Here is a 23,027-nt window from a genome sequence, read left to right as displayed (position 1 = left end):
CGCCCGGGGACTCGTAGAATCGCGGATCATGGCCTACCTCGACCACGCCGCAACCACCCCGATGCTGCCGGAGGCCGCCGCGGCGATGACCGCGCAGTTCTCCGCGACGGGGAACGCGTCCTCCCTGCACGCCGCCGGCCGCCGGGCCCGTCGCACCGTCGAGGAGGCCCGCGAGGCCTTCGCCGAGGCGATCGGCGCACGCCCGAGCGAGGTGGTCTTCACCGCCGGCGGCACCGAGGCCGACAACCTCGCCGTCAAGGGCCTCTACTGGGCCCGGCGCGACGCGGACCCCGCCCGCACCCGGGTCCTCGCCAGCCCGGTCGAGCACCACGCCGTGCTCGACGCGGTCCACTGGCTCGCCGAGCACGAGGGCGCCCAGGTCGAGTACCTGCCCGTGGACCGCTACGGCCGCGTGCACCCCGAGGCCTTCCGCGAGGCCGTCGAGCGGAACCCCGAAGACGTGGCCCTGGCCACCGTCATGTGGGCCAACAACGAGATCGGCACCGTCATGCCGGTCCGCGAACTCGCCGACGTCGCGGGCGAGTACGGGATCCCGCTGCACTCCGACGCCGTCCAGGCCTTCGGGCAGCTCGACGTCCGCTTCGGCGACAGCGGGCTCGCCGCGATGACCGTCAGCGGCCACAAGGTGGGCGGCCCCTACGGCATCGGCGCCCTGCTCCTCGGCCGCGACCAGACCCCCGTACCCGTCCTGCACGGCGGCGGCCAGGAGCGGCACGTGCGCTCCGGGACCCTCGACGTGCCCGCCATCGCCTCCTTCGCGGTGGCGGCCGTACTCGCCGCCGAACGGCGCGAGCGCTTCGCCGCGGAGATCGGCGCCCTGCGCGACGAGCTCGTCGCCGCCGTCCGCGCGGCCGTCCCGGACGCCGTCCTCGGCGGCGACCCCGACGACCGGCTCCCGGCCAACGCCCACTTCAGCTTCCCGGGCTGCGAGGGCGACTCCCTGCTGCTGCTCCTCGACGCCCAGGGCATCGAGTGCTCCACCGGCTCCGCCTGCACCGCAGGCGTGGCCCAGCCCAGCCACGTCCTGCTGGCCGCCGGCACCGACCCGAAGCTCGCCCGCGGCACCCTGCGCTTCTCCCTGGGCCACACCTCGACCGAGGAGGACGTGGCGGCCCTGGCCGCAGCCATCGGCCCGGCGGTGGAACGCGCCCGCACGGCGGGCCTCAGCTGAGGCCCCCGGGCTTCACGACGGTATGTGCGACCGCACGAGGGCGATGTACCGGTCCCAGTCCCAGTGCGGGCCGGGATCCGTGTGGTCCGCGCCCGGGACCTCGGAGTGGCCCAGGATGTGCCTGCGGTCCGCGGGTATGCCGTAGCGGTGGCAGATGTCGGCCGCCAGCACGGCCGAGGCCTCGTACATCGCGTCCGTGAAGTCCTTCGGCCGGTCCACGTAGCCCACGTGCTCGATGCCGACGCTGCGCTCGTTCATCGAGCGGTTGCCCGCGTGGAAGGCCACGTCGAGCTCGCGCACCATCTGCTCCACATGGCCGTCCCCGCGCACTATGTAGTGCGCCGACGCCTTGTGCCACGGGTTCTTGAAGGCGTCCACCGAGGTCTCGAAGCCGCCCTGCGTGACGTGTACGACGATCCGGTCCACCCGGTAGTCGTCCGGCCGGTCCGCCATCCGCCAGTTCGCCGGCGACGCCGCCGTCCAGCTCGCGCCCGCGTGGTCGAGCTCGCCCTCCTTGCGCGGCTTGGCCACCCCGGGCACCAGCCACCAGGCCCGGCGGATCTCGTCCCGCCCGGCGATCGCCGCCACCGTGAAGATCCCGAGCCCCCCGAACAGCACCGCCCTGCGGGTCCCGCCCGGAGGCTTCTTCCCCCCGCTGTCCTGCTTCACCATGTGATGCACCCCCCCCCACAGCCGATAACGCGCTGTGACCCCTTGCGGTTCCCCGTACCCTGGACGGTGCTATGACTGAGAACCTGCCGCGCACCGCCCGCCCCCTCCGCGTCCTGGCCGCCATGTCCGGCGGAGTGGACTCCGCCGTCGCCGCCGCCCGCGCGGTCGAAGCCGGGCACGACGTGACCGGCGTCCACCTGGCGCTCTCCGCGAACCCGCAGTCCTTCCGGACCGGCGCCCGCGGCTGCTGCACCATCGAGGACTCCCGTGACGCCCGCCGTGCGGCCGACGTCATCGGCATCCCCTTCTACTGCTGGGACCTCGCCGACCGCTTCCGCGAGGACGTGGTGGAGGACTTCGTCTCCGAGTACGAGGCCGGGCGCACCCCCAACCCCTGCCTGCGCTGCAACGAGAAGATCAAGTTCGCTGCGCTGCTCGACAAGGCCCTCGCCCTCGGCTTCGACGCCGTCTGCACCGGCCACTACGCGACGATCGTGGAGAAGGAGGACGGCACCCGCGAGATGCACCGCGCCTCCGACATGGCCAAGGACCAGTCGTACGTCCTCGGCGTCCTCGACGAGAAGCAGCTGGCCCACGCCCTCTTCCCGCTCGGCGACACGGTCACCACCAAGGACGAGATCCGCGCCGAGGCCGAGCGCCGCGGCCTGGCCGTGGCGAAGAAGCCCGACAGCCACGACATCTGCTTCATCGCCGACGGCGACACCCAGGGCTTCCTCGCGAAGCGCCTCGGCAAGGCCGAGGGCGACATCGTCGACGAGGCGACCGGCGAGAAGGTCGGTACCCACGACGGCGCCTTCGGCTTCACCATCGGCCAGCGCAAGGGCCTGCGCATCGGCCACCCGGCCCCCGACGGCAAGCCGCGCTACGTCCTCGACATCTCCCCGGTGAACAACACCGTCACCGTCGGCCCCGCCGAGGCCCTCGACGTCACCGCCCTGACCGCGATCCGCCCCCGCTGGTGCGGTTCCACGGCCGCCGCGGCGGGCACGTACACCGCCCAGCTGCGCGCCCACGGCGGCGAGACCGAGGTCTTCGCCGAGCTCGTCGACGGCGAGCTGCGCGTCTCCTTCACCGAGCCGGTCCGCGGCGTGGCCCCCGGCCAGGCGATCGTGCTCTACGACGGCACCCGCGTGGTCGGCTCCGCCACCATCGCCACGACCACCCGGGCCACGGCCGCCTCCGTGTGAGGCTCCGCCCCCGGTGCCAGGTCGTCTAACCGACGGTCAGGACGATCTTGCCGGTGGTGCGGCCCCGCTCGCCGATCTCGTGGGCCTCCGCAGCCTGCTCCAGCGGCAGCACCGTGTCGATCAGCGGGCGGAGCAGGCCCTTGTCGGCGAGCGCCGCGATCTCCTCCAGCCCCTTGAGGTCGGGCTCCACCAGCACCCAGGAGGCCCGCACGTCCTGCGGGTCGGCCGGCAGGCCGTCCGGAGCGGGCAGGGTGATCAGGTGCCCGCCGGGCTTCAGGACCTTCAGCGAGCGCTGCCCGTGGTCCCCGCCGAGTGCGTCGATCACGACGTCCACGTCGGTCACGGCGTCCTCGAATTCCGTGGCGCGGTAGTCGATCAGTTCGTCGGCGCCCAGTTCGCGCAGCAGGTCGTGCTTGCCCGCGCTCGCGGTGCCGATCACGTACGCGCCCCGGGCCTTGGCGATCTGCACGGCGAGGTGGCCGACGCCGCCCGCCGCCGCGTGCACCAGCACGCGCTGTCCGGCCGAGACCCCGGCCGTGTCCACCAGTGCCTGCCAGGCGGTCAGCGCCGCCAGCGGCAGCGCGGCCGCCTGCACGTGGTCCAGCGAGGCGGGCTTGCGGGCGAAGTGGCGGGCCGCGCCCACCACGTACTCGGCGTAGCCGCCCGCCTGGCGCGGGAAGCTCGGCATCCCGTACACCTCGTCACCGGGGGAGTAGAGGGTCACGCCGGGGCCGACCGCCTCCACGGTGCCCGAGACGTCCCAGCCGACGATCGGGACCTCGCCCCAGGCGATCAGGCCGCCGCTGGCCCGCGTCTTCCAGTCGACCGGGTTCACGCCGGCCGCGTGGACGCGCACCAGGATCTCGTTCAGGCCCGGCTCGGGCCGCTCGACATCCTGCTCGACCAGGGTCTCGGGGCCGCCCCACTCGCTCACGACGATCGCGCGCATGTCTGTCTCCTCGTTCCGTTCGACTACGTCGGCGCCGGAGCCTTCCCCGGCGACACGTCCCAGATTCGGGCAGCGCGGCACCTGGTGGTGTTGGCCGGATGGCCACTATGTGACAGAATCTGGCCATGGGTGAAACGGGTGATATCGGTACGACCGATCCGACGGCAGGCGCGACAGCCGGTGCGACAGCCGGTGCGACAGCCGGTACAGCGGCTGCGCAGCGGGCCGGCGGACGGGACCGGCACCGGATCGCGGTGCTCGCCCTGCCCGGCTTCCCCCCGTTCGAGCTGGGCATCCCCTCCCGCGTCTTCGGCAGTGCCGTGGACGAGGCCGGCGAGGAGCTGTACGAGGTCGTCGTCTGCACCGCCGACGGCCGCCCCGTGCTCAGCGACTCCGGGTTCACCCTCCAGCCGGCCGCCGGGCCCGAGGTACTCGCCACCGCGGACACCGTGATCGTTCCGCCCACCCACGCCATGCCCGAGCTGGCCGACGGGGGCCCGCTGCCGCCCACGGTGGCCGCGGCCATCGCCGGCATCCGCCCCGGCACCCGCCTGGTCTCGATCTGCTCCGGCTCCTACGTGCTCGCCGCCGCCGGGCTCCTCGACGGCCGCCCCGCGACCACCCACTGGAACCTCGCCGCAGAGTTCCGCCGCGCCTACCCCCGGGTCCGCATCGACGAGGACGTCCTCTTCGTCGACGACGGCGACGTCCTGACCTCCGCCGGGGTCTCCGCCGGGGTCGACCTGTGCCTGCACCTGATCCGCCGCGACCACGGCGTCGCCGTCACCAACCGCGCCGCCCGCATGTGCGTCGTACCGCCCTGGCGTGACGGCGGCCAGGCCCAGTACATCGACCGGCCGGTCCCCGAACCCACCGTCGCCACCACCACCGCCACCCGTGCCTGGGCCCTGGACCACCTCGACGAACCGCTGACCCTCGCCGAGCTGGCCGCCCACGCCCGGATGAGCCTGCGCACCTTCACCCGGCGCTTCCGCGACGAGGTCGGCATGACCCCGGTCCAGTGGCTCACCGGCCAGCGCCTGGAAGCCGCCCGCCATCTGCTGGAGACCACGGACCTCGCCGTCGACCTGGTCGCCCACCGCTCCGGCTTCGGCTCCGGCAACTCCCTGCGCCAGCACATGCGCACCGCCTTCGGCGTTTCCCCGATCGGCTACCGGCGTACCTTCCAGGCCCGGGACATGACTCCTGAGGTAATCGCCACCGCGGTCCTTCCTTGACAAGATCGGCTCAACAAGCCGATCGCCCGAGGAACTTGTGGAGGAAACGCCATGACCGCTTACGCCATCGGCCACCTGCGCCCCGAGACGATGAACGAGGAGATCCTGGACTACATGGAGCGGGTCCAGTCCACGATGGACCCCTTCGAGGGCCGCTTCCTCGTCCACGGCAAGGAGGTCGAGGTCCTGGAGGGCCCCTTCCCCGGCTCCGTCGTCGTGATCGGCTTCCCGGACATCGAGCGCGCCCGCGCCTGGTACGCCTCGGACGCCTACCAGGCGATCCTGCCGCAGCGCACCCGCCACATCGCGGGCGAGGTCATCCTGGTCGAGGGCGTCCCGGCCGGCTACGACGCGGCCCGGACGGCCGCGGCGATGCGCGAAGCCGCCGGTCTCTGACGATGGGCAACCGCGCCGTCTTCGTCATCGCCGGGCCCGGCGGCCACACCCGCCACCGCTCCTCCTTCGGGGCGGTCGACCTGACGCTCGACCTGCTCGGCGGGCCGGAGGCGGCACTGCCCTTCCTGCGCGACCACGCCCTGGAAGAGGGCTGGTACCCCGACGACATGGTCGAGGCGGGCGTCCTCGCCGACCCGGCCCGCCGGCTGCTCCTGCTCTTCGCGTGGGAGGGGCCGACCGCCTCCCCGCGCACCCGGGCCGCCGCCCTGGAACTGCTGCGGGGCGCCTGGCCCGGGTGGGAGGTGCGCTGGCTGTACGACGGCCAGCGCGGGCTGCGCGCCCACCTCGGCCTCGACCCCGGAGAGGAGGCCGCCGCCGTGTACCCCGGCCCGGCGCTGGAGCCGGGCCACGAGGAGATCCTCGACCCGGATCCGATGGTGGCCGTGGTGACCACCGGGGACGGGCGCTGCCACGTCCTGGCCGACATCGAGGACCACCCGGTCGAGGAGGGACCCGCCCTGCTGGACCGGCTCCGCGACGCCCCGGACCACGGGAGCCACCGGCTGGGGGCGGAGGCGGGGATACACGTGGACGCCGGACGGCGCCGGGTCGGCTGGTGGCTGAACACGGCCCGGTCCCGTCCGGCCGCCCCGCGCTGGCCCGGCTGGACCGTGGAGTTCTGGGAGGACCGCTGGGAGGAGCACCGGCGGGCCTCCGGCGGCCGCTTCGACCCGCCCGCCCCCGACCGCGCCGCCGCGCTGGCCGCCGTACGGGACGAGGCGCTGGAGCGGTGGGCCGGGCCGCGGGGCGACGCCCGGGCCCGGCTCGCGGCGGCGCACCCGCACATCGTGCTCGGCAGCGCCTTCGCCCCCGCCGTCACGGACCGGCGTGCGGCCACCGCGCGGGCCGCGATCGAGGCGGCGTACGGAAGGGCCGCCGGGGGCTGACGCGCACCGGCGGGGTGCGAGCATGGCGGTATGGCTACTCACCTGATCACCGGTGCCGGCTCCGGCATCGGCGCCGCCGTCGCCGCCCGGCTGCACGCCCGCGGCGACGACCTCGTCCTGCTCGCCCGAGACGCCGCCCGCGGCAAGCAGCTCGTCGAGCGTTTCCCCGGCGCACGGGCGCTCGTGGGCGACCTCTCCGACCCCGACCGGCTCTCCTGGGCCTTCTCCAAGCAGGCGATGCCGGAGCGGATCGACTCCCTCCTGCACATCGCGGGCATCGTCGACCTCGGCCCCGTCGGCGAGCTGCGGCCCAAGACCTGGCACCAGCAGCTCAACGTCAACCTGATCGCCCCCGCCGAGGTGACCCGGCTGCTGCTGCCCACCCTGCGCGCCTCCAAGGCCACCGTCGTCTTCGTGAACTCCGGCGCCGGCCTCACCGCCCACGCCGACTGGAGCGCCTACGCCGCCTCCAAGCACGGGCTCAAGGCCCTCGCCGACTCGCTGCGCGCGGAGGAGAAGCCCAACGGCATCCGCGTCACCTCCGTGTACCCGGGGCGCACCGCCAGCCCCATGCAGGCCAAGGTGCACTCCCAGGAGGGCAAGGAGTACGACCCCACCGCCTGGATCGACCCCGAGTCGGTGGCGACCACCATCGTCATGGCCGTCGACCTGCCCCGCGACGCGGAGGTCAACGACCTGACCGTCAGGCCCGGACGATGAGCGCGAGCGCCACCGGCGTCGGCTCACTGCCCGGCGGCGACGCCCGCGAGGCCGCCAAGACCGCCACCGGATCCTTCGAGGAGTTCCCCTACCTCCCCGAACTGCCCGCCCGGGGGCCCGGCGCCGACATGATCGGCCGCTCCCTCGGCCTGCTCGTCGACATGTACGCGCACGTCGAGCCCAGCGGCTGGCGGATCAGCGACCGCCCCGGACGCGACACGCGGCGGGCCAGGTCCTGGCTCGGGGAGGACCTCGACGCCCTGGAGGAGTTCACCCAGGGGTACACCGGCAAGCTCAAGGTCCAGGCCGTGGGGCCGTGGACGCTGGCCGCCGCCCTGGAGCTGCACGGCGGCGAGGCCATGCTCCAGGACGCCGGTGCCTGCCGTGACCTGGCCGGATCGCTGGCCGAAGGGCTGCGCGAGCACCTGGCCGACGTGCGCAAGCGGATCCCCGGGGCGGACATCGTCCTGCAGGTCGACGAGCCGTCGCTGACCGCCGTCCTGCTCGGCCGGGTGCGGTCCGCGAGCGGGTACCGGACCTACCGCGCCGTCGACCGGCAGGTCGTCGAGGGCGCGCTGCGGGACCTCTTCGCGGTGCACGACGGAGAGGTCGTCGTGCACTCCTGCGCGCCCGATGTGCCCTTCGGGCTGCTGCGCCGGGCCGGCGCCACGGGCGTGTCGTTCGATTTCTCCCTGCTCACCGAGCGCGAGGACGACGCCATCGGGGAGGCCGTCGAAGGCGGTGCGAAACTCTTCGCCGGAGTGGTGCCGGGCACCGACGGTCCGTTGTCGGACCCTGCCGGTAGCGTCATGGGTGTCAGGAAGCTCTGGCGCAGGCTGGGACTGGCCCCGGGGACTCTGGCGGAGTCCGTCGTGGTCACTCCGTCGTGCGGTCTGGCGGGCGCTTCACCCGCCTACGCCCGCGCGGCGCAGGCGCATTGCGTCAGAGCGGCGAGGTCGCTCGCCGACAACCCTGAGTGACGGTCGAGACGGGGCACGGGAGGACACGGCATGGCAGCCGAACAGCAGGACACGGCAGTACCGGCGGCGGTGCGTGAGCAGCACCAGCTGCTCGCCGAGCAGGTCGAGGAGCACCGCTTCCGGTACTACGTGAACGACCAGCCGGTCGTCAGCGACGCCGAGTTCGACAAGCTGCTGCGCTCGCTGGAGGCGCTGGAGGAGCAGTACCCCGAGCTGCGCACTCCCGACTCGCCCACCCAGAAGGTGGCCGGGGCGTACGAGACGGACTTCGCCTCGGTCGAGCACCGGGAGCGCATGCTCTCCCTCGACAACGCCTTCGACGACGAGGAACTGTCCGCCTGGGCCGAGCGCGTCGCGCGGGACGTGAACACCCCGGACTTCCACTACCTGTGCGAGCTGAAGGTGGACGGCCTCGCCGTCAACCTCACCTACGAGAACGGCCGCCTCACCCGGGCCGCAACCCGCGGCGACGGCCGCACCGGCGAGGACATCACGCCCAACGTCCGCACCATCGCCGACATCCCGGACCGCCTGAAGGGCGACCGGATCCCGGCCCTCGTCGAGATCCGCGGCGAGGTCTACTTCCCGATGGAGAAGTTCGAGGAGCTCAACGCCCGCCTCGTCGAGGCCGAGGGCAAGCCCTTCGCCAACCCGCGCAACGCCGCGGCCGGTTCGCTGCGGCAGAAGGACCCCAAGGTCACCGCGAGCCGCCCGCTGCACATGGTGGTCCACGGCATCGGCGCCCGCGAGGGCTTCGAGATCGAGCGCCAGTCGCAGGCGTACGAACTGCTCCACGAATGGGGCCTGCCCACCGCCCAGCACAACAAGGTGGTCTCCTCGCTCGCCGAAGTCCGCGATTTCATCACCCACTTCGGCGAGAACCGGCACTCGGTGGAGCACGAGATCGACGGTGTCGTCGTCAAGCTCGACGAGATCGCCCTCCAGGGCAGGCTCGGTTCCACGGCGCGCGCCCCGCGCTGGGCTATCGCCTGGAAGTACGCCCCCGAAGAGGTCAACACCAAGCTGATCGACATCAAGGTCGGGGTCGGCCGCACCGGGCGCGTCACCCCGTACGCGCAGGTGGAGCCGGTGACGGTGGCCGGCTCCGAGGTGGAGTTCGCGACCCTGCACAACCAGGAGGTCGTCAAGGCCAAGGGCGTGCTCATCGGGGACACGGTCGTCCTGCGCAAGGCCGGCGACGTCATCCCCGAGATCCTCGGCCCCGTCGTCGATCTGCGCGACGGCAGCGAGCGCGAGTTCGTCATGCCGGCCGTCTGCCCCGAATGCGGGACGGAGCTGCGGCCGATGAAGGAAGGGGACATCGACGTCCGGTGCCCCAACGCGCAGACCTGCCCCGCGCAGCTGCGCGAACGGGTCGCCTACCTGGCCGGGCGCCAGAGTCTGGACATCGAGAACTTCGGCATGGTCGCGGCCGCCGCCCTCACCGGCCCGCTGGAGCCGGCCCGGCCGCCCCTGCTCGACGAGGGCGACCTCTTCAACCTCACGATCGAGGACCTCCTGCCCATCAAGGCGTACGTCCTCGACCAGGACAGCGGTCTGCCCAAGCGGGATCCGAAGACCGGCGAGGAGAAGATCGTCACGGTCTTCGCCAACCAGAAGGGCGAGCCGAAGAAGAACGCCCTGGCGATGCTGGAGAACATCGCGGCCGCCAAGGAGCGCCCGCTCGCCCGGTTCATCAACGGCCTGTCGATCCGTCATGTCGGCCCGGTCGCCGCCGAGGCGCTCGCCCGCGAGTTCCGGTCCATCGAGCGCATCGAGCAGGCCACCGAGGAGGAACTCACCGCCACCGACGGGGTCGGCGCGATCATCGCGGCCTCCCTCAAGGAATGGTTCGCCGTCGACTGGCACCGGGAGATCCTGCGCAAGTGGCGTGAGGCCGGTGTCCGGATGGAGGAGGAAGGTTCCGCCGAGGAGACCGGTCCGCGCCCGCTGGAGGGGCTGACCGTCGTGGTCACCGGCACTTTGCAGAGCCACACCCGGGACGGGGCCAAGGAGGCCCTGCAGAGCCGCGGCGCCAAGGTCACCGGATCCGTCTCGAAGAAGACCTCCTTCGTCGTCGTCGGGGACAATCCCGGCTCCAAGTACGACAAGGCCGTGCAGTTGAAGCTCTCCATCCTCGACGACGCAGGATTCGCGGTACTCCTGGAACAGGGCCCGGACGCGGCACGCGAAGCCGCCCTCCCGGTGGACGGCGGAGCCGCCGAGGAGTAAGGACGGAGTAGCGAAGGCGAACGGATGCATGGCGTGCGGCCGTCCGGGCGGGCGCACGCCAGGCGCGACCGTCGGTGGTAAACGGCTGGTACAAGGCTGGTCGCAGGGCGGTGACCTGTCGGATCATCGGATGGGTGAGCAGGGGGTCCTGGTCCAAACTCACCCGTTCGGCGGATACCGTACTGATGAGGATGGCTGGGACGCATTCGGGCAACCACTGCCGACGGCTGCCCCTGGAAGCCTCCCGCGTCCTACTGTTGAGGGGTGCGCCAGTCGTGCACGGCAGCGGGATGCGTTTCCGGCCGTGATGGCATGACATCGGGGCCATCGCGTGACATCGGCATCGCCGGCTGTGAGAGGGACGGGCATGAAACCCACCGAAAGCGCCGACCCGTCACCTGAATTCGGCGGGGACATCCCGTCCATGCGGGCGGGCCGGCTCGGTGTCCTGGGTGCCAGGACACCGGAGACCCGACCGCTCGACACGGGTGCGGGCGGGCAGGGGCGGGGCAACGTGCTGCCCTTCCTCATCGTGGGCCTCTCCGCCGTGCTCCTCGCCGCGGGCATCGTCTCCGCACTGACCAGCCGTCAGGCACTGTTCCCCGGCGGCTCGGTCGGCTGGGCCCTGGCCCTGCTCACCGGCATCATCGTCGGCCACCTCGTCGCGCTCGGCCGCGACCGCTGGTGGGGCGGTACCGGCTCGGGCGCCGCGCTCACCCTCGGCGTCCTCATCCTCTACGGATGGGTTCCGGCCGGGCTGGTCTCCCTCGCCGTGGTCTCCCTGGTCGGGGCCGCCCGCCGGCACCGGTGGCGGCAGGGACTGCTGCACGGCGCGGTGGACGTCCTCGGCATCGGCGCCGGCGCCCTCGTGCTCTCCGCCTTCGGCGAGCGGCCGTCCGTCGAGACCCCCTGGAAGCCCACCGGATGGGGGCTCGACGCGGTCCCCGAGGTGATCCTCGTCGCCCTCGCCTACCTGCTCGTCACCCGGATCCTGCTGTGGGCCGCGCTCGCCCCGCGCGGCGGCGGCCTGCCCACCGTCGCCCGCACCGCCCTGCTCCGCCAGGCCCTGGTCGCCGTCGCGCTGCTCGGCATCGCGCCGCTGATCTGCGCCGTCGCCGTCACCCAGCCGGTGCTGCTGCCGCTGTTCGCCGTACCGCTGATCGCGCTGGACTCCACCCTGTGGATCGCCCGGGCGCGCGCGGAGGAGCAGCTGCGGGACCCGCTGACCGGGCTGCCGAACCGGCAGTGGCTGCTGGAGCGGGCCTGGACCGCCCTGGACGAGGCTGAACGTCTGGGCACCCGGGCGGCCCTCGTGCTGATCGACCTGGACCGCTTCCGCGCCGTCAACGACACCCTCGGCCACCTCGCCGGCGACCGGCTCCTCCTCCAGATCGCGGAGCGGCTGCGCCAGGCCCTGCCCGAGGACGCCGAGGCGGCCCGGCTCGGCGGCGACGAGTTCGCCGTCCTGCTCCCGACGGCCGACTCCACCACCAGCGCCCAGCGGATCGCCCGCCACCTGGTGGCCGAGCTCAGCTCCCCCCTCGACCTGGACGGCCTCACCCTCGTCCTGGAGGCCAGCGCCGGCCTCGCCGTCTTCCCCGACCACGCGCTGGACGCGGAGGGGCTGCTGCGGCGGGCGGACGTGGCGATGTACCAGGCGAAGCGCGACCGGACCGGCGTGGAGGTGTACGAGTCCAAGCGGGACAGCAACACGCCCGACCGCCTCGGCCTCCTCGGCGATCTGCGCCGCGCCCTGGACGCCGGCGAAGTGGAACTCCACTACCAGCCGAAGGTCCGCTTCGACGGCCAGGTGGCGGGGCTCGAGGCCCTGGTCCGCTGGGTCCACCCGGAGCGCGGCCGCGTACCCCCCGACGAGTTCATCGCCATCGCCGAGACCTCCGGTCTGATGCCGCACCTGACGGAGTACGTCCTCGAGACGGCCCTCGCCCAGGTCGCCCGGTGGCGCGCGCAGGGCCTGAAGGTCCCGGTCGCCGTCAACGTCTCGCCGCGCGACGTCCACACCCCCGGCTTCGCCGGTGCGGTGGCGGCGCGCCTCGCCCGGCACGGCGTACCCGCGAGCGGTCTCCAGCTGGAAATAACGGAACACGTCCTGCTGGAGGACCCCCAGCGGGCGGCCGACACGATGGCGGGGCTGACCGGCCACGGCGTGAAGATGTCCCTGGACGACTTCGGCACCGGCTACTCCTCCCTGGTCCACCTGCGGCGGCTGCCGGTCAGCGAGCTGAAGATCGACCGCTCCTTCGTGGGCCGGCTCGCCGTCGACGCCCAGGACGCGGAGATCGTGCGCTGCACGGTGGACCTGGCCCACTCCCTGGGCCTGCTGGTGGTCGCCGAGGGCGTGGAGGACGACGAGACCTGGGAGCGCCTGCGGGACCTGGGCTGCGACGCGGTCCAGGGCTGGCTGGTGGCGGCGGCCATGCCGCCGCAGGAGGCCACGGCCTGGCTGCTGGCCCGCGGCGAACGCGGCTGGCGCCGCCCGGCCGACATCACGGCCGAACTTGCCGCCGCCGAGGCCGACGCCGTCTGAGCCCCCCCGAGCCGCCGGGCACGGCGCCGCTGCGGGGGCTCCGCCCCCGAGCCCCCGCGCCTCAAACGCCGGCGGGGCTGGAGTTTGCTGCGGGCAGCTCGCCCGGCGCGGGCTGGGATGGCCCACAGGGCGATCCCAGCCCCGCCCGCGATTGAGGCGCGGGTCCGGGCGGAGCCCGGAAGGCCCCGCGCAGCGGCACCGCACCCGGCACTCGTGGCTAACCGTTTAGCGGGTCAGGGGCCGGGCCCCATAGGATTGGGCCCGAAACCTACACACTCACCACCCCCAGAGGATCGCTGCATGCCTGGCATCACGCGCGAGGAGGTCGCCCACCTCGCTCGGCTGGCACGTCTGGAGCTCAAGGCCGAAGAGCTGGACCACTTCGCCGGACAGCTCGACGACATCATCGGCGCGGTCGCCCGCGTTTCCGAGGTCGCCGACCGAGACGTACCGCCGACCTCCCACCCGCTGCCCCTGACGAACGTCATGCGCGCGGACGAGGTCCGTCCTTCGCTCACCCCCGAGCAGGCGCTCTCCGGTGCTCCCGCCCAGGAGCAGCAGCGTTTCAAGGTGCCGCAGATCCTGGGGGAGGACTAACAGCCATGACCGACCACATCATCAAGCTCACGGCAGCCCGGACCGCCGAGAAGATCGCCTCCGGCGAGCTCACGGCCGTCGAGGTCACCGAGGCCCACCTGGCCCGCATCGACGCGACCGACGAGAAGGTCAACGCCTTCCTGCACGTCGACCGCGAAGGCGCCCTCGCCCAGGCCGCGGCCGTCGACGCCAAGCGCGAGCGCGGCGAGAAGCTCGGCCCGCTGGCCGGCGTCCCGCTCGCCCTCAAGGACATCTTCACCACCGTCGGGGTCCCGACCACCGTCGGCTCGAAGATCCTCGAAGGCTGGATCCCGCCCTACGACGCCACCCTGACGCGCAAGCTGAAGGAAGCCGACGTCGTCATCCTCGGCAAGACCAACATGGACGAGTTCGCCATGGGGTCCTCCACCGAGAACAGCGCGTACGGCCCCACCGGCAACCCGTGGGACCTCACCCGGATCCCCGGCGGCTCCGGCGGCGGCTCCGCGGCCGCGCTGGCCGCCTTCCAGGCCCCGCTCGCCATCGGCACGGACACCGGCGGCTCCATCCGCCAGCCCGCCGCCGTCACCGGCACCGTCGGCGTCAAGCCCACCTACGGCGGCGTCTCCCGCTACGGCATGGTGGCCTTCTCGTCCTCCCTCGACCAGGGCGGCCCGTGCGCCCGTACGGTCCTGGACGCGGCCCTCCTGCACGAGGTCATCGCCGGCCACGACCCGATGGACTCCACGTCCATCGACGCCCCGGTCCCGCCGGTCGTCGAGGCGGCGCGCAACGGCTCCGTCGCCGGCATGCGCGTCGGCGTGGTCAAGCAGTTCGCCGGCGAGGGCTACCAGGCCGGTGTCGTCCAGCGCTTCAACGAGTCGGTGGAGCTCCTCAAGGAGCTCGGCGCCGAGATCGTCGAGCTGGACTGCCCGTCCTTCGACCTCGCGATGGCCGCGTACTACCTGATCGCGCCGTCCGAGTGCTCCTCGAACCTGGCCCGCTTCGACGCCATGCGCTACGGCCTGCGCGTCGGCGACGACGGCACGAAGTCCGCCGAGGACGTCACCGCCCTGACCCGCGAAGCCGGCTTCGGCGACGAGGTCAAGCGCCGCATCATCCTCGGCACGTACGCGCTCAGCTCCGGCTACTACGACGCGTACTACGGCTCCGCCCAGAAGGTCCGCACCCTCATCTCGCAGGACTTCGAGAAGTCCTTCGAGAAGGTCGACGTGATCGTCTCCCCGACGACGCCGACCACCGCCTTCCCCATCGGCGAGCGCTCCGACGACCCGCTCGCCATGTACCTCGCGGACCTGTGCACCATCCCGACCAACCTGGCCGGCAACTCCGCCATGTCGCTCCCCTGCGGCCTGGCCCCGGAGGACGGTCTCCCGGTCGGTCTGCAGATCATTGCCCCGGCGATGAAGGACGACCGCCTCTACAAGGTGGGCGCGGCCGTCGAGGCCGCCTTCGTCGAGCGCTGGGGCCACCCGCTGCTCGAGGAGGCTCCGTCGCTGTGAGTTCCAGTGCACTGTCCAAGGCCAAGGGCTTCAAGAAGTCCAAGTCCGGCACCTACCTGTCGATGGGCACCACCGCCTTCGGCGCCATCAGCGTGATCAAGCAGGTCAAGAAGGCCCGCGTCGAGCACGACACGCTGAAGCTGGTCGACGCCGTGGTGTCCGCCGCCGCCATCGTCACCGGCCTCGCGATCCTGTACCGCGAGCTGAAGCGCCTGGGCGACGACGACGTCCTGCTGGGCTGAGAGGGAAAGTTTCACCGTGACCACCTTCACCGAACTGCTGTCGTACGACGCGGCGCTCGCGATGTACGACCCCGTCATGGGCCTCGAGGTCCATGTCGAGCTCGGCACCAGGACCAAGATGTTCTGCGGCTGCTCGACCGAGCTGGGCGCCGAGCCCAACTCGCAGACCTGCCCGGTCTGCCTGGGCCTGCCCGGCGCGCTCCCGGTCGTCAACGCGATCGGCATCGAGTCCGCCATCAAGATCGGTCTCGCGCTGAACTGCGAGATCGCCGAGTGGTGCCGCTTCGCCCGGAAGAACTACTTCTATCCGGACATGCCGAAGAACTTCCAGACCTCCCAGTACGACGAGCCCATCGCCTACAACGGCTACCTGGACGTCCAGCTGGAGGACGGCGAGATCTTCCGCGTGGAGATCGAGCGCGCCCACATGGAGGAGGACACCGGCAAGTCGCTGCACGTCGGCGGCGCCACCGGCCGCATCCACGGCGCGTCCCACTCCCTGCTGGACTACAACCGCGCCGGCATCCCGCTCATCGAGATCGTCACCAAGCCGATCGAGGGCGCGGGCGAGCGTGCCCCCGAGGTCGCCAAGGCGTACGTCGCCGAGCTGCGCGAGGTCATCAAGGCGCTCGGCGTCTCCGAGGCCCGCATGGACAAGGGCCAGATGCGCTGCGACGTGAACCTGTCGCTGCGCCCGAACGGCACCAAGGAATTCGGCACCCGCTCGGAGACGAAGAACGTCAACTCGCTGCGCTCCGTCGAGCGCGCGGCGCGCTTCGAGATCCAGCGCCACGCGGCCGTCCTGCAGTCCGGCGGCTCGATCGTGCAGGAGACCCGGCACTTCCACGAGGACGACGGCTCCACCACGGCCGGCCGCATCAAGGACAACGCCGAGGACTACCGCTACTTCCCGGAGCCCGACCTGGTCCCGGTGGCCCCCGCCCGTGAGTGGGTCGAGGAGCTGCGTGCCGGTCTGCCCGAGATGCCGCGCGTGCGCCGCAACCGGCTCCGCGAGGAGTGGGGCGTGAACGAGCACGACATGCAGTCGATCCTCAACGCGGGCGCGGTGGACTCCATCGTCGCCACCATCGAGGAGGGCGCCGACTCGGTCGCCGCCCGCAAGTGGTGGATGGGCGAGCTGGCCCGCAACGCCAACGAGCAGGGCGTCTCGGTCGACGAGCTGCCGATCACCCCGGCCCAGGTGGCCCGGGTGGCGGCCCTCGTCGCCGACGGCTCGCTCAACGACAAGCTGGCCCGCCAGGTCATCGAGGGCGTCCTCGCCGGCGAGGGCACCCCCGACGAGGTCGTCGAGAAGCGCGGCCTGAAGGTCGTCTCGGACGAGGGCGCGCTCGGCGCGGCCGTGGACGAGGCCATCGCGGGCAACGCGGCCATCGCGGACAAGATCCGCGGCGGCAAGGTCGCCGCCGTCGGCGCCCTGGTCGGCGCGGTCATGAAGACCACCCGCGGCCAGGCCGACGCGGCCCGCGTCAAGGAGCTCATCCTGGAGCGCCTGGGCGTCTCGGAGTAGTCGCTCCGCACGCACGGACAGCGGCCCCGCACCGGATTCCCGGTGCGGGGCCGCTCGCGTCTCAGCGGGTCAGCTGCGGGCCCGCGATGACCACCTTGCCCATGTCGCAGCCGGCGTCCACCTTGAGGCGCAGGCGCAGGGCGCCGTTGACCTCCACCCTCTTCGTGATCGGCTTGCCGAGCTCGACGAGTTCGGAGAAGGCGGCCGGCTGGCCGTCGAGCGAGATGCTGACCCGGCCCTTCTCGTGGGTGGAGCCGTCGTCGATCCCGGCCGTGAAGTCCAGGTACTTCCACTCGCGGTTGAGGTCGAACTCCGCGATCGCGTCGCCGTTGCAGCCCAGGTCGGCGATGAACGCGGCACCGTACTGCTTGGTGTTGATCTTCGCTGCCCCGACCGTGAAGTCACCCAGCCCGTTCACCGGGTTCATGACGGTCAGATCGGCGGCGTTGACACCCGGCGCGATGCCGTTGGGGAGCTTCGACGCGGTGGCGCTGGGCTGTTCCAGGGGCTCACCCGAGGACGCCGAGGCGCTGGGCGCCGGAGACGCGGACGGGCTCGGGGCCCCGGGCGTGGCCGGTGCGGTCGCCCCCGCCGTGTCGCCCGCGGCCTGGGTGCCCTTGTCCTTGTCCTTGCCGTTCAGCAGCTGTACGCCGACCACCGCGGCCGCCGCGATGACCAGCACGGCCGCCACCGAGCCCACGATCAGCCCGGTCCGCCGCTTCTTCGCGGGCGGCGCGGGCGGCGCGGGCGCGGGCACCGGCGTCGCCGCGGGCACCGGGTGGGTCGGGCCCTGGGCGAGCGGCGGGCCGTACCCCTCCGGGACGGTCGGCCGGACCGGTTCGGGGACCGTCACCGGGGCCGTCGCCGGGACCTCGGGCGGCGCGGCCTGGGCGGGCGGGGCCTGGGCCGGCGGGGCCTGGGCGGGCGCGGCCTGGGCCGGCGTGTAGGCCGGGGGAGGCGTCGCCGGCTGCGGCGGTGTCGCCGGAGCGGGCGGCAGCACCGGCTTCGCCGGGACCGCGTCCTGCACGGCCCGCTGCGAGGTGGATGTGGTCGTGGACACCACCGCGTGCCGGATGTCCTTCATCCAGCCCGCCAGGTTCACCGGCCGCTGCCCGGGATCGGCGGCGTAGATCGAAGCGATCCGCGCCCGCTGCTCCGCGTCCAGCACGGCGAACTGCGGCAGCTGGACGAGGGCCCGCGCCAGCAACTCGGGGGTCGGGGGCGGGGACTCCCCGCTGAGCAGGAAGTACGCGATGGCCCCGAAGGCGTACCGGTCCGTGCCCGGGGTCCGCTTGCCGTCGAAGACCTCGGGCGCCGCGTAGCCGGGGGTGAACCACACCTCGGCCGTCTGGTGGTCGGCGGTCAGCTTGCTGAGTCCGAAGTCCACCAGCGTGGCCTGCCCGTGGGCGTCGACCATCACGTTGCCGGGGGAGAGGTCACCGTGGATCACCTGACGCCCGGACGGCGTCGCCTTCCCCGAGTGCAGCCAGTCCAGTACGTCGGCCAGCTGCTCCAGGGTCCGCATCACCTCGCGGCGCTCGGCGGCCGTCGCGAGGGTGCGCTCGGCCCGCCAGTCCCGCAGGTCGAGTCCGTCGACGTGGTTCATGACGAGGACGAGCGCGCGCCCGGTCAGCGTCCCGGACTCCCCGGGCCGGTGGATCGGCGGGCCCTCGAAGTGCTCCCGTACGCCCACCACGCCGGGCCGGTGAACGAACCGCAGCAGCTCCGCCTGCTCGTTCCACTTCTGGCTGATCCGGTCGAAGACGTCCGGGGTGATGGTCGTCTTGGAATCGAGCACCTTGACGACCACGGGCTCGGATCCCCCGGCCAGCTCTATCTCCGCGAGATAGAGCACGGCCTCCCCGCCGCGCCCGATCGACCGGAGCAGCCGGTACCGGTCGGCGGCCGCGTCCGGCCCGATGTGCAGGTTCTGGCTGGTCAATTTCCCCCCAGCGCCGATGGTTTGAGTGGGGATCAGCTTCCCGGCGGCGGGCACGCACGGTCAATGGGAATCGGCATCCCGTTAGGGTGACGTGACGATACGACCGCCACTCAGGCCGGTGCGTCCATGAAGGCGAGGCGGGCCCGCTTCGCCGGCAGGTACACCTCGGGCAGGTCGATCTCGGGCAGCTCGATCTCGGGTCCGAGCACGAATCCGGTGCGCTCCAGGAGGGAGACGGCCTTCTCGTTGCGGGCGTCCGGCTCGGCGACCGCACGGCGGCAGGAGGGGTCCGAGAACACGAACCCGATGAAGGCCGTCATCAGGGCCGCCGTGAATCCGTGCTCGGCCGCACCGTTCGCCGGGCCGAGCAGCAGGTGCACGCCGACGTCCCCGGGCTGCACCTCATAGCACTCTCCCACCCGGTCCTCGGCGCAGTCGTACGTCTGGAACAGCGCGACCGGCACCCCGTCGCGGCGGGCGAGGAACGCGTGGTGCGTCGTACGCCGGTCGACGTCCTCGTAGATCTCCTGCACGAGTTCGCGACTGGCCTCGCGCATGCCCCAGAAGCGGGCCCGGTCCTCGGTGACCCAGCCGTGGATCAGGGCGGAGTCGGCGGCCGGGTCGACGGGGGTGATGGTGACCGTGCCGAAGCCCTCGACGGGGCGGCTGTACACGGGGCGGCGGGTGGAGGCGGTGCTCATGTCGAATCCTTGGTGAGAAGGGTCCAGTCGGTGACGACGGGGACGAGTTCGCACCGCGCCCACAGCGGCAGCTGGTCGCGGTGGTGGGGCGAGCCGGTGACACCGTCCGCGCCCAGCGGGACCGCCCAGAGGCTGTCCTCGCGGCGGGCGAGGTCCCAGACGTAACGGGCCGCCGAGGCGCGGGCGGTGAGGTCGGTGAGGCCGGGGACCGAGGAGGTCGCGTTCACGCAGTCGTGGTCGCCGCCGAGACCGGGCCACCCGGCCTGCGGATCCGGCAGCGCCGACCAGGGGGCCAGGCGGTGCACCTCGGACCACGGGGTGTCGGGGGCGGCGGCCGCCGCCGTCTCCTCCAGCGCGGCGCGGACGTGCGCGGCGCGGTCCAGTCCGGGCAGCAAGGGGCTGGCCAGCAGACCCTCCAGGGCGTAACCGATCCGGGGGACCAGGTACAGCCAGGGGTGGAAGACCTCCGGTCCGGCGGGTGCGCCCCACAGGCCGGCGAAGACGGGATCGGCGGCGAGCCGGCGGACGGTCGCGGTCCGGAAGGCCGCGAAGAGGGTGGCGTCGGCGCTGCCGGCGTCCATGTGCCGGTCCCAGGCCAGCAGCCGGCTGCGCAGGGCCCGCGCCGCCGGGGTCAGGTCCGCGAAGCCGGGCAGCAGGCCGAGCAGCGGTGCGGCCGAGCCCAGATAGGTGTCCCGGTGTACGTCGGCCATCGCCTTCGGGGACCACCGGGTCCGGCCGCTGAGCAGCTCGCGGATGCGGTTGGCGCGGTGCGGGGGAGCGAACTCCACGCCGAGCGGGGAGGCGATCCCGCGCGCGTTCGCCATCACGGCGAAGCCCTGCACCGGCTCGCCGGGGGTCTCCGCCCAGCCCTGCCAGGCATGCCGCGGGTCGCCCGCGGGGACGGGGCGCAGCCGGTTCGCGGGGTCGCGTAGCGGGACGGCGCCCGCGACCCGGTGCAGCAGGCCGCCTTCGGAGTCGGCGGCGTGGACGACGTTGACGGGTTCGGCCCAGCCGTCGAGGGCCCGGTCGACGTCGGCGACGGTCCGCGCCCGCAGCAGGGCGGGGAGGGCGGCGAACCCGAGGTCCTCGCGGACCCGCGGCGGGTAGCGGAGTGAGAGCGCCTGCTCGTCGGACCCGGCTCCGGGTGCGGCGGCCGCATGCCCCCGGACGATCACCGGGCCCCGGGCCGTCTCCAGGACCTCCACCTCGATGTCGCCGCCGCCGGCCACGCGGACGGTCTCCGTGTGGCGGTGCACCGGCTCCCACTCGCCGTCCGGGCCCAGTGCCTCCACGGCGGAGCCCGACCCGCGCAGCTCCTCGGCGTACAGGTCCTGGTAGTCGGCCATCGCGTTGGTGATGGCCCAGGCGACGGAGCCGGCGTGCCCGAAGTGGCCGAGGCCGGGGACGCCGGGGACGGCGAGGCCGAGGACGTCGTAGTCCGGGCAGGAGAGACGTATCTGCTGATAGACGCCCGGGTCCTCGATGAACCGGTGCGGGTCGCCCGCGATGATCGCCGAACCGGTCGCGGTCCGGTCGCCCGGCACCAGCCAGCCGTTGCTGCCGGCGGTGCCGGGACCGTCGGTGGCGAACAGGGTGGCCGCCTCGTCGCCGAGGGCGCGGGCCGCGCGCTCGCGCCACAGCTTGGTGGCGAAGCCGGCGAACAGGATGTGCGTGGCGATCCAGATGCCCAGCGGAACCCACGGCTCCCACGGATCCGGGGCCAGGCCGGTGCGGGCGAAGCGCCCGTCGCGGCCCGCGCCGGCGGCGAGCCCGTCGTTGACCCCGTCCACGTAGGCGCGCACCCAGGCGGCGGTCTCCGCGTCCAGCGCCTCGTGGCACCGCCGGGCGGTGTCGGCGAGGCGGCACTGGCGCGCGAAGCGGTCCCAGGCAACGGACCCGGCGCCGAGGAAGGCGGCGCTGGAGCCCTGGGCGCGGTGGCGCTCGACCTGCAGCTGCCAGGCGCGGTCGAAGGCGGTGGTGCGGCCCTGGGCGTAGGCGAGCCGGAGGTGGCCGTCCGCGCGGAGGTGGGGGATGCCCCAGGGGTCGCGGAAGACCTCGTACGCACCGCTGTCGCTGCTCACACTCTCCCCCGAAGCCGATCGTGAATTAGGTTAGGCTGACCTAACTATAGAGGTGTCGGGGGAGGGGTTCGGACATGGCCGGCGGCAAGGGCTGGGAGGGCGTGGTCCTCAAGCTCATGAAGGGCAAGGACTTCACGTTCACGGTGACGGGGGCGGAGGACGTCACGGCGGACTACCGCCGCGTCTCCTTCACGGACGGCGGGCTGCTGGCCGCGGCCGGGGAGGCCCCGCACCCGACGATGTGGGTACGGGTCTGGTTCGAGGGCGCCGGCCGGCCCCACCAGCGGGCCTACACGCTGGTCGATCCGGACCCCGCCGCGGGCACGTTCAGCTTCGAGTTCGCCCTGCACGACGGGGTCGCCAGCGCCTGGGCGCGCACGGCCCGCCCCGGCGACACCATCGACGCCACCATGCAGGGCACCGGCTTCACCGCCCCGCAGCCCGCCCCGCAGTGTCTGCTGGTCATCGGCGACCCGGCGTCCCTCCCGGCGGTCAACTCCCTGCTGGACGCCTACCCGCGGACCCCGGCGACCATCTGGTTCGAGACGCAGCACGCCTCGGACGCCGACCTGCCGCTGCGGGTGGACCCGGTCCGGCACGAGGTCCGGCGCGTGCCGCGGGACGGTGCCGCGCTGGTCGACCGGGTCAAGGCCGAGCTCCCGGCGCTGGCCGGGGACCCGGACTCGGTGTACGTCTGGCTGGCCTGCGACACGGCGACGACCCGCACCCTGACGGCGTACCTGCGCAAGGAGCTCGCGCTGCCGAAGCAGCGGGTCAACGCCCTCGGATACTGGCGGGCCTAAGCCCCCGTCGTGCCGTCGATCGCCTCCCGGAGGAAGTCGGCGTGGCCGTTGTGGCGGGCGTACTCGTGGATGAGGTGGAGCATGAGCAGCCGCAGCGAGGCCTCCTCCTTCCAGCTCGGCACGTACGCCGTCACGTCGAGGGACTCCGCGTCCGCCTCGATGCGGCGCGCGTGGGCCATCTCGGCCTCCCAGGCGGCGAACGCCTCGGCGCGGGTGGAGCCGGAGGCGTCGTAGGCGGCCTGGAAGTCGTGGGAGTCCGACCACACGTGCGGCAGCTCCTCACCGCTCAGCACCCGCCGGAACCAGTGCCGCTCGACCTCCGCCATGTGCCGGACGAGCCCCAGCAGGGACAGGGTGGACGGCGGCATCGAGGCACGCCGCAGCTCTTCGTCGGTGAGGCCTTCGCACTTCCGGGCGAGGGTGGCCCGGTGGTAGTCGAGGTAGGCCCGCAGCGTCTCGCGCTCGCCGCCTGCCAAGGGCGGGTCGATTCGTTCCATGCGACGATCTTGCCCCTCGCCCCCCGCCCCGGGGAACCCTCCCGTACGCACA

Annotated in this window: 20 protein-coding genes; 14 read left to right on the top strand and 6 right to left on the bottom strand. The window is 73.0% G+C overall.

Annotation, left to right across the window (positions count from 1 at the left end):
- The first annotated feature begins 28 nt into the window (after positions 1 to 28).
- Positions 29 to 1,192 (top strand): cysteine desulfurase family protein, encoded by a 1,164-nt coding sequence (locus ACIGFK_RS13745; RefSeq protein WP_376657661.1) that lies wholly within the window; start codon positions 29 to 31, stop codon positions 1,190 to 1,192.
- Between the two features lie 12 nt (positions 1,193 to 1,204).
- On the opposite strand, the gene ACIGFK_RS13740 is transcribed toward ACIGFK_RS13745, so the two are convergent.
- Positions 1,205 to 1,864 carry an N-acetylmuramoyl-L-alanine amidase gene (locus ACIGFK_RS13740; RefSeq protein WP_400051721.1) on the bottom strand — a complete coding sequence of 220 codons (660 nt, stop codon included), beginning with the start codon at positions 1,862 to 1,864 and terminating at the stop codon, positions 1,205 to 1,207.
- Positions 1,865 to 1,935: 71 nt separating this feature from the next.
- On the opposite strand from ACIGFK_RS13740, the gene mnmA reads away from it, so the two are divergent.
- Positions 1,936 to 3,072, top strand: a complete 1,137-nt coding sequence (gene mnmA / locus ACIGFK_RS13735) for a tRNA 2-thiouridine(34) synthase MnmA (protein ID WP_376657663.1) — start codon at positions 1,936 to 1,938, stop codon at positions 3,070 to 3,072.
- A 25-nt stretch (positions 3,073 to 3,097) separates the two neighbouring features.
- Here mnmA and ACIGFK_RS13730 read toward each other — a convergent pair whose 3' ends face one another.
- Positions 3,098 to 4,021, bottom strand: coding sequence for an NADP-dependent oxidoreductase (locus ACIGFK_RS13730; RefSeq protein ID WP_376657664.1), 924 nt, complete (start codon positions 4,019 to 4,021; stop codon positions 3,098 to 3,100).
- Between the two features lie 125 nt (positions 4,022 to 4,146).
- Here ACIGFK_RS13730 and ACIGFK_RS13725 point away from each other — a divergent pair, with 125 nt between their 5' ends.
- From ACIGFK_RS13725 to gatB, 11 genes are all read left to right on the top strand, one after another.
- Positions 4,147 to 5,259, top strand: a complete 1,113-nt coding sequence (locus ACIGFK_RS13725) for a GlxA family transcriptional regulator (protein ID WP_400051718.1) — start codon at positions 4,147 to 4,149, stop codon at positions 5,257 to 5,259.
- A 51-nt stretch (positions 5,260 to 5,310) separates the two neighbouring features.
- Positions 5,311 to 5,655 carry a DUF1330 domain-containing protein gene (locus ACIGFK_RS13720; protein WP_376657666.1) on the top strand — a complete coding sequence of 115 codons (345 nt, stop codon included), beginning with the start codon at positions 5,311 to 5,313 and terminating at the stop codon, positions 5,653 to 5,655.
- Between the two features lie 2 nt (positions 5,656 to 5,657).
- The gene (locus ACIGFK_RS13715; protein ID WP_376657667.1) at positions 5,658 to 6,602 is read left to right on the top strand and encodes a hypothetical protein; all 945 of its coding nucleotides are present in this window, start codon (positions 5,658 to 5,660) and stop codon (positions 6,600 to 6,602) included.
- A gap of 30 nt (positions 6,603 to 6,632) precedes the next feature.
- Positions 6,633 to 7,322: an SDR family oxidoreductase gene (locus ACIGFK_RS13710; RefSeq protein ID WP_386464666.1), complete on the top strand. Its 690-nt coding sequence runs from the start codon at positions 6,633 to 6,635 to the stop codon at positions 7,320 to 7,322.
- On the top strand, positions 7,319 to 8,302 hold the full coding sequence (locus tag ACIGFK_RS13705) for a methionine synthase (RefSeq protein ID WP_376657669.1): 984 nt from the start codon (positions 7,319 to 7,321) through the stop codon (positions 8,300 to 8,302). The genes ACIGFK_RS13710 and ACIGFK_RS13705 overlap by 4 nt, the downstream gene beginning before the upstream one ends.
- Before the next feature lie 30 nt (positions 8,303 to 8,332).
- The gene (ligA, locus tag ACIGFK_RS13700; RefSeq protein ID WP_376657670.1) at positions 8,333 to 10,534 is read left to right on the top strand and encodes an NAD-dependent DNA ligase LigA; all 2,202 of its coding nucleotides are present in this window, start codon (positions 8,333 to 8,335) and stop codon (positions 10,532 to 10,534) included.
- Between the two features lie 367 nt (positions 10,535 to 10,901).
- Positions 10,902 to 13,082, top strand: coding sequence for a putative bifunctional diguanylate cyclase/phosphodiesterase (locus tag ACIGFK_RS13695; RefSeq protein ID WP_376657671.1), 2,181 nt, complete (start codon positions 10,902 to 10,904; stop codon positions 13,080 to 13,082).
- 300 nt (positions 13,083 to 13,382) lie between these two features.
- Positions 13,383 to 13,679, top strand: a complete 297-nt coding sequence (gene gatC / locus ACIGFK_RS13690) for an Asp-tRNA(Asn)/Glu-tRNA(Gln) amidotransferase subunit GatC (RefSeq protein ID WP_376662368.1) — start codon at positions 13,383 to 13,385, stop codon at positions 13,677 to 13,679.
- A gap of 5 nt (positions 13,680 to 13,684) precedes the next feature.
- Positions 13,685 to 15,181, top strand: a complete 1,497-nt coding sequence (gatA, locus tag ACIGFK_RS13685; protein WP_376662367.1) for an Asp-tRNA(Asn)/Glu-tRNA(Gln) amidotransferase subunit GatA — start codon at positions 13,685 to 13,687, stop codon at positions 15,179 to 15,181.
- Positions 15,178 to 15,423 (top strand): hypothetical protein, encoded by a 246-nt coding sequence (locus ACIGFK_RS13680; RefSeq protein WP_376662366.1) that lies wholly within the window; start codon positions 15,178 to 15,180, stop codon positions 15,421 to 15,423. Before gatA ends, ACIGFK_RS13680 begins: the two co-directional genes overlap by 4 nt.
- Positions 15,424 to 15,439: 16 nt before the next feature.
- Positions 15,440 to 16,951 carry an Asp-tRNA(Asn)/Glu-tRNA(Gln) amidotransferase subunit GatB gene (gatB, locus tag ACIGFK_RS13675; protein ID WP_400051714.1) on the top strand — a complete coding sequence of 504 codons (1,512 nt, stop codon included), beginning with the start codon at positions 15,440 to 15,442 and terminating at the stop codon, positions 16,949 to 16,951.
- A gap of 61 nt (positions 16,952 to 17,012) precedes the next feature.
- Here the strand turns inward: gatB and ACIGFK_RS13670 are convergent, their stop codons facing one another.
- From ACIGFK_RS13670 to ACIGFK_RS13660, 3 genes are all read right to left on the bottom strand, one after another.
- Positions 17,013 to 18,893: a protein kinase gene (locus tag ACIGFK_RS13670; protein WP_400051713.1), complete on the bottom strand. Its 1,881-nt coding sequence runs from the start codon at positions 18,891 to 18,893 to the stop codon at positions 17,013 to 17,015.
- Positions 18,894 to 19,003: 110 nt separating this feature from the next.
- Positions 19,004 to 19,594, bottom strand: a complete 591-nt coding sequence (locus tag ACIGFK_RS13665; protein ID WP_376656520.1) for a GNAT family N-acetyltransferase — start codon at positions 19,592 to 19,594, stop codon at positions 19,004 to 19,006.
- A complete protein-coding gene (locus ACIGFK_RS13660) occupies positions 19,591 to 21,675 on the bottom strand; it encodes a penicillin acylase family protein (RefSeq protein WP_400051711.1) in 2,085 nt (694 codons plus the stop codon). Before ACIGFK_RS13660 ends, ACIGFK_RS13665 begins: the two co-directional genes overlap by 4 nt.
- Positions 21,676 to 21,749: 74 nt before the next feature.
- Here ACIGFK_RS13660 and ACIGFK_RS13655 point away from each other — a divergent pair, with 74 nt between their 5' ends.
- Entirely contained in the window at positions 21,750 to 22,478 is a 729-nt protein-coding gene (locus ACIGFK_RS13655) for a siderophore-interacting protein (protein WP_400051709.1), read from the top strand.
- On the opposite strand, the gene ACIGFK_RS13650 is transcribed toward ACIGFK_RS13655, so the two are convergent.
- Positions 22,475 to 22,975 (bottom strand): DinB family protein, encoded by a 501-nt coding sequence (locus ACIGFK_RS13650; protein WP_376656523.1) that lies wholly within the window; start codon positions 22,973 to 22,975, stop codon positions 22,475 to 22,477. The two genes, ACIGFK_RS13655 and ACIGFK_RS13650, sit on opposite strands and share 4 nt — an antisense overlap.
- Positions 22,976 to 23,027 lie beyond the last annotated feature (52 nt).

Source organism: Streptomyces sp. NPDC085524, from assembly GCF_044541755.1.
GTDB lineage: Bacteria > Actinomycetota > Actinomycetes > Streptomycetales > Streptomycetaceae > Streptomyces.
This window is presented reverse-complemented; position numbering and strand designations above follow the sequence as displayed.

Coding starts and splice junctions, on each gene's coding strand:
- ACIGFK_RS13715 (WP_376657667.1), top strand. CDS start 5,658: ATGGGCAACCGCGCCGTCTTCGTCATCGCCGGGCCCGGCGGCCACACC.
- gatC (WP_376662368.1), top strand. CDS start 13,383: ATGCCTGGCATCACGCGCGAGGAGGTCGCCCACCTCGCTCGGCTGGCA.
- mnmA (WP_376657663.1), top strand. CDS start 1,936: ATGACTGAGAACCTGCCGCGCACCGCCCGCCCCCTCCGCGTCCTGGCC.
- ACIGFK_RS13725 (WP_400051718.1), top strand. CDS start 4,147: ATGGGTGAAACGGGTGATATCGGTACGACCGATCCGACGGCAGGCGCG.
- ACIGFK_RS13705 (WP_376657669.1), top strand. CDS start 7,319: ATGAGCGCGAGCGCCACCGGCGTCGGCTCACTGCCCGGCGGCGACGCC.
- ACIGFK_RS13720 (WP_376657666.1), top strand. CDS start 5,311: ATGACCGCTTACGCCATCGGCCACCTGCGCCCCGAGACGATGAACGAG.
- ACIGFK_RS13740 (WP_400051721.1), bottom strand. CDS start 1,864: ATGGTGAAGCAGGACAGCGGGGGGAAGAAGCCTCCGGGCGGGACCCGC.
- ACIGFK_RS13655 (WP_400051709.1), top strand. CDS start 21,750: ATGGCCGGCGGCAAGGGCTGGGAGGGCGTGGTCCTCAAGCTCATGAAG.
- ACIGFK_RS13695 (WP_376657671.1), top strand. CDS start 10,902: ATGAAACCCACCGAAAGCGCCGACCCGTCACCTGAATTCGGCGGGGAC.
- ACIGFK_RS13650 (WP_376656523.1), bottom strand. CDS start 22,975: ATGGAACGAATCGACCCGCCCTTGGCAGGCGGCGAGCGCGAGACGCTG.
- gatA (WP_376662367.1), top strand. CDS start 13,685: ATGACCGACCACATCATCAAGCTCACGGCAGCCCGGACCGCCGAGAAG.
- ACIGFK_RS13745 (WP_376657661.1), top strand. CDS start 29: ATGGCCTACCTCGACCACGCCGCAACCACCCCGATGCTGCCGGAGGCC.
- ACIGFK_RS13665 (WP_376656520.1), bottom strand. CDS start 19,594: ATGAGCACCGCCTCCACCCGCCGCCCCGTGTACAGCCGCCCCGTCGAG.
- ligA (WP_376657670.1), top strand. CDS start 8,333: ATGGCAGCCGAACAGCAGGACACGGCAGTACCGGCGGCGGTGCGTGAG.
- ACIGFK_RS13710 (WP_386464666.1), top strand. CDS start 6,633: ATGGCTACTCACCTGATCACCGGTGCCGGCTCCGGCATCGGCGCCGCC.
- ACIGFK_RS13730 (WP_376657664.1), bottom strand. CDS start 4,021: ATGCGCGCGATCGTCGTGAGCGAGTGGGGCGGCCCCGAGACCCTGGTC.